Raw genomic sequence first — 7,048 nt, forward strand, 5'->3', positions numbered from 1 at the left:
CTGCCGGGTTGGACCCGAGGATGAGCTCCGAAGCGGCCCAGACGACCGATGGCGGGGCACCCATACCGCCCAGGTGCGCCGGTACGAAAAGGCGCCACCACTCGCCGGCCATGAGGTCCACGTAGGACTTCTTGAACGCCTCTGGCAGCGTGACGGTGCCGGCGTCCGGGTCGAACACCGGTGGATTGCGGTCGGCCTCCGAGAAGGACTCGGCCAGCGGACCGGTAGCCAGCCTGTCGACCTCGACAAGCACGTCGTGGGCTGTCTGACGATCCATATCCGCGAACGGGCCGTGCTCCAGTGTCTGGTCCACGCCCAGTACCTCGAACAGGTTGAACTCGATGTCGCGGAGGTTGCTCTTGTAGTGCCCCATGGTGGTCTCCCCGGGAAGTGCCGGCTTCGGTTGTCACCGAGGGAACCGGCATGCTCCTACTGGCCAGTAACTAATACCCATGCTACTCGCTGGTAACCATCCATGGAACAAATACTGGAACAACGTGATAGCTGACAGAATGGCGCTAAAAAAGTTACTTTTAGTAATATTTGATCAATCTCCATGGCAGCATCCAACATTTTACTACTTTTCGCAAGCAAATGACTACCTAAAGTGCTGCCATTACGAAGCGTCGCTCCAGCGAGAGCTGCCATCAAGATCACGAATGCAGGCAACCAGACGCCCGTCCGCACCCTGGACGACCCCATCGCCATCAGTTCTGGCGTCGCACTCGGTACCCGGCACCGGCACAACCGGCCCCTGTGGCGGTGGCGGACTCGCCACCCCCCAACGCGGCTGGCCCGAATCCGCCTGTCCGCAGTAGAGAAGCAGCCCGTTCACGGCCTGCCGCGGAACGGAGTCGACGCTCGGAACACATGGTTCCCCGACGAACACAGCACGCATCCGCTCCGCTGGAACGGTCCGGGCTGGGACGTCCTGGCCTGGGCCTGGGGTGGCGGACCCTGGCGTACCCGGAGCGCCGCTGCCGGCTTCGCTCCCCACGTCGTTCGGGGATGTCCCGGGAACGGTCGCGGCACCCGGCCCCGCGGGATCCCCTGAGGTGGTCGGGCTGCCCCCAGACCGCGACGGATCGCTCTGGCCACCGGCGGGCGAGGCGGTGGCGGGTGGTGCGGTGGTGGTGATCACCGGTGACTGCGATGACGTATGCGTCTCCGCGCCAGCGGTGGTCGAGGCACACCCGAGCAGCAGGGCAACCAGCAGCCCGAGCGCCGTGGTGATGACGACCGGGGTCCCCGCGCCCCGGACCGCCCCGGCTTCGCCACGGCTCGCGTCGAGCGCGGTGTCCCTTCCCCGCTGTCCAGCCACCACATCAACCAGCTTAGAGCGCCCGGCAATAGGGGCGTGGATCAAGGAGCGGGGCTGGGGTGCGTGCATCGCGAGGCGGCGGAGGGAGTCACCCTGGTGTTGGGTGGCGACCGACGACAACGCGGTGAGGTGCGTGCCCCAGCCCCGCGACGCCGCGTCCCTATTGCCGGTCGCTCTTAGGTAGGACCGCCAAAGCACGGAGCGACTTGGTCCGCGAGCAGCGGGTTTGGGGCGTATCTGATGGATCTTCGATCGTGCGGATCAATGCCCAGAAGGTGTCCTGCCCCGTTGTCGTCGGTCCGGATAGAACACCGCTATCCGGACCTCCTCCGCCTTGCAGGCCACCTTCTGGATCATCGCCCACCTCGACCAACATCCATCAGACACGCCCCAGGCCACTGGAACGAAAACGGGCAGTCGATGGTGGCAACCGATACTTTTGCCTGATCATCCACCTGGACGCTCGCCTGCCAGGCAGCCAAACAAGATCAATTAATTCACCAGAACCCGTCACCGGGGGAGTCGGGGCAGCCACCCCGCCCGCCACTGTGGGACAGATCACGATCATCTGAAACGACTGACACCGACATCGGCGTCCCGTCTGGCATCGCCGCGGCCTACGATCCGGCACATGGTCGCCTGCCCGACATGCGGAAAGGCCAACCCAGAGGAAGCACGCTTCTGCTTCTCCTGCGGTACTCCGCTGCCCACGTTCGGGATCGGCGCTCGCAAGACTGTAACGATCATGTTCTGCGACGTCACCGGTTATACCGCCATCGGTGAACAGCTCGACTCCGAACCGCTACAGCAGGTGATGTGGCGCTTCTTCAGCGCCGCCCGCGAAGTGATCTCGGCCCACGGAGGCAGTGTCGAGAAGTTCATCGGGGACGCGGTGTTCGCTGTTTTCGGTATCCCGATCCTGCATGAGGACGATGCGCTGCGCGCCGCCCGCGCCGCCCTCGAGATCCGCGCCAGCATGGCCACGCTCAACGCCGATCTCCAGCGGGACTGGGGATTTCGGTTCCGGATCCGCATCGGCATCAACACGGGCGAGGTCACCGTCGGCGGGCCTGGTACCGGTGGCGGCGTGACCGGCGATGCCGTCAATGTCGCTTCCCGCCTGGAGGAGGCCGCCGACCCCGACGAGATCCTCATCGCTGAGGCAACCCTGCGGATGATTCGCTCGGATGTGCGCAGCGAACCGGTCGGCCCCCTGGTGGTCCAGGGCAAGAAGGCCCCCCTGCGGGCCCACCGCCTGATCGGTCTGGCGCACCCCGGCGTCGGCCCCGGCGCGCGGTTCGCCCCGGACGGCTTTGCCGCACCGGTGATCGGCCGGGACCGGGAACGCCGCCGCCTCGATGACGCCCTCGAACAGGTGATCGAAGAACGTACCTGCCACCTGTTTACCCTGCTCGGCCCCGCCGGCATCGGAAAATCCCGCATGGTCGGGGAGTTCTGCGAGGCGATGGCTCCGCGGGCGACGGTGCTCACCGGGCGCTGTCTGTCCTACGGCGAAGGCATCACGTACTGGCCGCTGATGGAAATGGTCCGCCAGGCGACCGGCATGTCCGCCGACGAGAGCGCGCCCGAGGGCCGGCGTCGCCTGCGCGAGCTGCTGGATGGCGTCGACAACGTCATCGGCGACGCCGCCGCCGTGGTGGACGGGTTGGCACCGCTGGTCGGTCTCGGGGGTGCTGAAGTCGGCGCGCAGGAGAGCTTCTGGGCGGTCCGCACCTTTCTGGCCGCGCTCGCCGAGAAACGTCCGCTGATCGTCTGGTTCGATGACGTCCACTGGGCTGAGCCGACCCTGCTGGACCTGATCGAGCATGTCGCCGACTGGTCCCGGGAGGCACCGATCCTGCTGCTGTGCCTGTCCCGGCCGGAGCTGCTGGAGGAGCGCCGGAGCTGGGGCGGCGGCAAACTCAACGCCACGTCGATGCTGTTGCAGCCGCTGAGCGAGGAACGCTGCCAGCGGCTGATCCGCACGTTGATGGGGTCCAACGACCTCGACCCCGCGCTGGTTTCCAGAATCACCGAGTCAGCCGCGGGGAACCCGCTGTTCGTCGAACAGACGCTCGCGGCCCTGGTCGACGACGGGTTGTTGCGCCGGGAGGGCGACCGGTGGATCGCGACCGGCAACCTTGGCTCGGTCCAGGTCCCACCCACGATCTCCGCGCTGCTCGCGGCCCGTCTCGACCGGCTCAACATGCACGAGCGACGGGTGCTGGAACGTGCCGCCGTTGTCGGTCAGCGGTTCTACCTCGACGCGGTGGTCGAGCTGTCCGCCCCGGCGGACCGGGCCGGCGTGGCCGCGCACTGCCAGGCGCTGGTACGCAAGGAACTGGTTCATGCCGACCGGTCGGACCTGCCCGGTGTGGAGGCCTTCCGGTTCCTGCACGTCCTGCTGCGCGACTGCGCCTACCAGGCGACATCGAAGCGCCAGCGCGCCGAGCTGCACCAAGGCTTCGCCGCCTGGTTGCAGGCCAGGATGATGGGGCGCCCTGGTGAGCATGATGAGCTGGTCGGGTATCACCTGGAACAGGCGTACCGGTACCGGGTCGAGCTCGGGCTGCGCGACACCGAGACCGCGGAGCTCGGGCACCGCGCCGCGGCCTGCCTGATCGAAGCCGCTGACCGGGTCCGCCAGGGCGACGAGACAGGCGCGGCCGGGCTGCTCAAACGAGCGATCACACTCCTTCCCGTCACCGATCCGCTGCGCATCCGTGCCGAGATCGACCTTGGCTGGGCGCTGCACTCGTTCGGCCGGTTCAGCGACGCCGAACGCATGCTGCGCCAAGCCACGGACCGGGCCACCCGGATCGGCGACACCGGCCTGCGGGCGCACGCGCGGCTCGCCCACCTTCGGCTCATGTTCGCGACGAGCCCGGAGGGGCTGGTCGCTGAGACCCTGGGTGAGGCGACCCGAGCACTACCGATCTTCATCCAGAACGGGGACGAGGTCGGTGCCGCGCTCGCCTGCCGCAGCCAGGCCGCCGCTCACATGGCGGCTGGCCGCTATGCCCTGGCCGAGCGGGCCATGCAGGCCGCCGTCCGCCACGCCGAGGAGTCCGGCGTACTTCGCGATGCCCAGACCATGCGCCGTGACCTCGTCCATCTGCTGAGCCTTGCCCCTCGCCCGGTCGGCGAGTCGGTCGACCGGGCCACGCGGGCGCTGGCCGGTGTTGGGGACGACCGCGGCCTGCGCCGTTCCCTGCTCGCCCAGCTGGCCGTGCTGTTCACGATGGCGGGAGACCTCGATGCCGCCATGGACCATCTGGCCCGGGCTGAAGAGATCGTCTGGGACGTCCGGAGCCCCCGCGGAGATCCGCTCTACGGGGGCTTCGTTGTTGCCCGTATCGCCCTACTGACCGACGACCTCGACACGGCCGAACACGAGCTGCGGCGCAGCTGCCGCCGGCTGGCCCGGATGGGTGAACGCGCGCACCTGGCCACGCGTGCCGCGGCCCTCGCCGACGTCTTGCTCAAGCTCGAACGCCTCGACGAGGCAGCCACCTACGTGTCCCGCTCCCGCGACGCCGCTGCCGGCGACCAGGTCCCCGCGCAGGCTGGCTGGTGCGGGGTGCACGCGAAGGTGCTCGCGATGCGCGGACGTGAGGTCGAGGCCGTCCGGTTCGCCGAGGCCGCGTGCGATCTCGCCGGCAGGACCGACGACTGGGACGGGCAGGCGCAGGCATGGCTGGCCTATGCCGAGGTGCTCCACCGGACCGGCCAGGGCGACACGGCCGGCCCGAAGATCGACACGGCGATCGCGTGCTACGAGAAGAAGGGCAACATCGCCGGGGCTGCCCAGGCCCGCCGGTTGTTCGAGGAGTTCTCGGTCCCCGCGTGACGGTCTTTGCGTGACGGTCTTTGCGAGACGCTACGGCGAGTTGAGCAGACCGCGGGCGCAGGCTTCTTCCTGGAGCTGGTGGAGCTCCTCTGCCCACAATCGGAAACGCTCCATAGCGTCGAGCTCACGGGCCAGCGCCCGGGCGAGACGGGGGACGGTGAGGCGCTCGAGGGGAGTGCGCAGCCAGGGACGGTCGGCGATCTCCTCCTCGCTGACCCGCACATAGGCCGCCCGGTACAGAACGATCTCGGCTTGCGAGATCTCAAGCTGTTCGAGCAGCATCCGCATCCGCGCCCGCAACTGGGACTCGGTCGGCACGGCGCGCCCGACGGGCCACGGACCGCGGTAGGGACCACGCAGCGGCGGGCCTTCCGGCGATCGGCCGCCTGAGCCCGCCGGTTGCGCAACGGCAGGCCTCGACATACCAGACATGGTGACAGGAGACGAATTCGGCCGGGTGCCCGGCTTGCTGCCGGACGCCCGCCGTGAGCCAGGAGGCTTCCTCAGCGCATCCCGGACACCCGAAAAAACTTGATCACATTCGTGTCGGCCACACCTGTGCCGGCCACGCGCCGGCCGATCGCGGCGCTCACCCTGGACGGACGAAGCCGTCGCCAAAAGGTGAATTTCCCACGACCGTGGGTAACAGGAGTGTGGAGGCACAGAGAGATCACGGGAAAACTTTCCGTGTTTTCGGGCGAGCCGCGGAGGACGCGATGGCCGGATCCATAACAATTGTGCTGGGATTCCCACTGGTACTCATGATCGGCATGCTGGCTATGCATCGGGTGGAACAAATGATCGAAAAAGTACGCCGGCCCCGGCTCCAGCTGGTCCCCGACCTCGACGACGAGTCTCCCGGCGACATCGAGGATGGCGGACCACCGCCTGTGCGGCTGCTACGGTTGATCGTGTCGCGCCAGTCCGCGCATCCGTGAGCCCGCGCATCCGTGCGCCCGCATGCCGTCCGTGCGCATCCCCGGGCGCCCAGCGGGACGGGCGGTCAGTGCGCCCGACCGCCAGCGGCGGCGGAGGCCGGCGCGCCCGATCGCCGTGACCCGGCATCAACCCGCAGGCGACCGGTCAGACCGGTCGAACGCAGCAACGCCATGAACGCCGGGGAGGCCCCCCGCACCCGAAGACTGGAGTGGACTCCTCGCAACAGCAGTTCGGCCCGCAGCAACGCCGCCATTCCAGCGATGTCGACGGCATGCAGGCCGTCGACATCCACCGTCACGTCCGTGCCGCCGCGGCCCAGCAGTTCATGGATCTCCTGGCGGAACCTCAGCCGGCCGCGGGTATCGAGTTCGCCATCGAGCACGATGAGCACATCGCACCCCGAATGGGTCACCGACATCCGCAGATGACCGGCCTCGACCTGCATGTTTCCGCCCCCCGGTACTCCCGCCGGCACATGTCGTCGGCACCTGTCGTCGTTCCGCGCCGCTTGGCCGCGGCCCCGCACCCCGGCCGGTTGGCGGCGAGGCGACACCTCCTGGCTCATGTCGTCCTGGCGGTCCGGCAGGCCTCCCGAACCGGAACCGCCCACAGGGTGCTCTCTCCCCGAGCTACGGGATACGTACACCCCATGCAGCGATACTACCGAGGGTAACCAAGATCCCGGATTTCACCGACGAAAAGCAAGAGATGTGCCGCGCATTAATGTCGAATAACACGAATTACCAGCGTACCGGCACCCTCGACGATTCAGACAATACGGCCAAATCAGAACTCGCGCTCCGATGACTCGTTCGCGGCACGGAACCGGCGGATGAGACTGTTGGTGGAGCTGTCGTGCGCCAGCTCCACCGGCCCGTCCGCCGACAGTTCCGGAATGATCCGCGCCGCGAGCGCCTTGCCGAGCTCCACACCCCACT

7 protein-coding genes are annotated in these 7,048 nt (G+C 67.9%); 2 read left to right on the forward strand and 5 right to left on the reverse strand.

Annotated features, from left to right (window positions below; all coding sequences use genetic code 11):
• Both MJ777_RS21620 and MJ777_RS21625 read right to left on the reverse strand, forming a co-directional pair.
• A partial coding sequence (locus MJ777_RS21620) for an acyl-CoA dehydrogenase N-terminal domain-containing protein (RefSeq protein WP_239377626.1) occupies positions 1-373 on the reverse strand: 373 nt, incomplete at its 3' end.
• A gap of 243 nt (positions 374-616) precedes the next feature.
• On the reverse strand, positions 617-1,321 hold the full coding sequence (locus tag MJ777_RS21625) for a hypothetical protein (RefSeq protein ID WP_239348285.1): 705 nt from the start codon (positions 1,319-1,321) through the stop codon (positions 617-619).
• Positions 1,322-1,952: 631 nt separating this feature from the next.
• Here MJ777_RS21625 and MJ777_RS21630 point away from each other — a divergent pair.
• Positions 1,953-5,171 (forward strand): adenylate/guanylate cyclase domain-containing protein, encoded by a 3,219-nt coding sequence (locus tag MJ777_RS21630; RefSeq protein ID WP_239311263.1) that lies wholly within the window; start codon positions 1,953-1,955, stop codon positions 5,169-5,171.
• Positions 5,172-5,201: 30 nt separating this feature from the next.
• On the opposite strand, the gene MJ777_RS21635 is transcribed toward MJ777_RS21630, so the two are convergent.
• Positions 5,202-5,489: a hypothetical protein gene (locus tag MJ777_RS21635; RefSeq protein ID WP_239311262.1), complete on the reverse strand. Its 288-nt coding sequence runs from the start codon at positions 5,487-5,489 to the stop codon at positions 5,202-5,204.
• 398 nt (positions 5,490-5,887) lie between these two features.
• On the opposite strand from MJ777_RS21635, the gene MJ777_RS21640 reads away from it, so the two are divergent.
• A complete protein-coding gene (locus tag MJ777_RS21640; RefSeq protein WP_239311261.1) occupies positions 5,888-6,109 on the forward strand; it encodes a hypothetical protein in 222 nt (73 codons plus the stop codon).
• Between the two features lie 65 nt (positions 6,110-6,174).
• On the opposite strand, the gene MJ777_RS21645 is transcribed toward MJ777_RS21640, so the two are convergent.
• Both MJ777_RS21645 and MJ777_RS21650 read right to left on the reverse strand, forming a co-directional pair.
• Positions 6,175-6,555 carry an STAS domain-containing protein gene (locus MJ777_RS21645; RefSeq protein ID WP_239311260.1) on the reverse strand — a complete coding sequence of 127 codons (381 nt, stop codon included), beginning with the start codon at positions 6,553-6,555 and terminating at the stop codon, positions 6,175-6,177.
• A 341-nt stretch (positions 6,556-6,896) separates the two neighbouring features.
• Positions 6,897-7,048, reverse strand: a 152-nt coding sequence (locus tag MJ777_RS21650) for a hypothetical protein (RefSeq protein ID WP_239377627.1), incomplete at its 5' end; no start/stop codon positions are given.

It is taken from the genome of Protofrankia sp. Cj5 (genome assembly GCF_917627405.1).
Lineage (GTDB): Bacteria > Actinomycetota > Actinomycetes > Frankiales > Frankiaceae > Protofrankia.

Excerpts from the sequence above, each read along its gene's own strand:
- MJ777_RS21630 (WP_239311263.1), top strand. The coding sequence starts at position 1,953 with ATGGTCGCCTGCCCGACATGCGGAAAGGCCAACCCAGAGGAAGCACGC.
- MJ777_RS21640 (WP_239311261.1), top strand. The coding sequence starts at position 5,888 with ATGGCCGGATCCATAACAATTGTGCTGGGATTCCCACTGGTACTCATG.
- MJ777_RS21645 (WP_239311260.1), bottom strand. The coding sequence starts at position 6,555 with ATGCAGGTCGAGGCCGGTCATCTGCGGATGTCGGTGACCCATTCGGGG.